General features: G+C 71.1%; 1 protein-coding gene. It reads left to right on the top strand.

Annotated features, from left to right (window positions below; all coding sequences use genetic code 11):
- Nucleotides 1-75: 75 nt before the first annotated feature.
- Nucleotides 76-474 (top strand): hypothetical protein (locus tag ACOADB_RS03045; RefSeq protein ID WP_378596443.1); only part of this gene is annotated, 399 nt, incomplete at its 3' end.

A 474-nucleotide genomic window follows, 5' to 3' on the forward strand; every position in this document is an offset into this window, starting at 1 on the left:
GTTGGCCTTCGAGTCCCGCTGACGGTGCCCCGAAATCCGGTTGAACCCGACGGCCCGTGAACGGGACGATCAACCATGAGCAGTGAGTACGACGTCTGGTTCACCGACGACGCGAGGGCGTTCCTCGCGCGGGCGGGTGAACACCTCGCCCAGGACCCGGTGACGGGCACCGTCGTGAGCACGACCGCCCGGCGCTACGCCGACCATGGCGCGCCGGAAGACCTGCCCTACGCCTGGTTCGCGGTCGTCTGCGGCCCGACGGGCGAGATCGACGGTGTGGCCATGCGTACGGCTCCCTTCCCGCCGTACCCGCCTTATCTGCTGGGGATGTCCGACGGCGCGGCCGAGGCGCTCGGCCACGCACTGGTGGCGCGCCGTGAGGAGAGCGGCGAGGAGGTCGGCGGCATCAACGGCCTGCGGCCGGCGTCCGACATCGTCGCGAGGATCCTCGCCTCCGACGCAGGCACCGAGGTC

Origin of the sequence: Nocardioides sp. CPCC 206348 (assembly GCF_048654705.1) — a bacterium.
Classification (GTDB): Bacteria; Actinomycetota; Actinomycetes; order Propionibacteriales; family Nocardioidaceae; genus Nocardioides.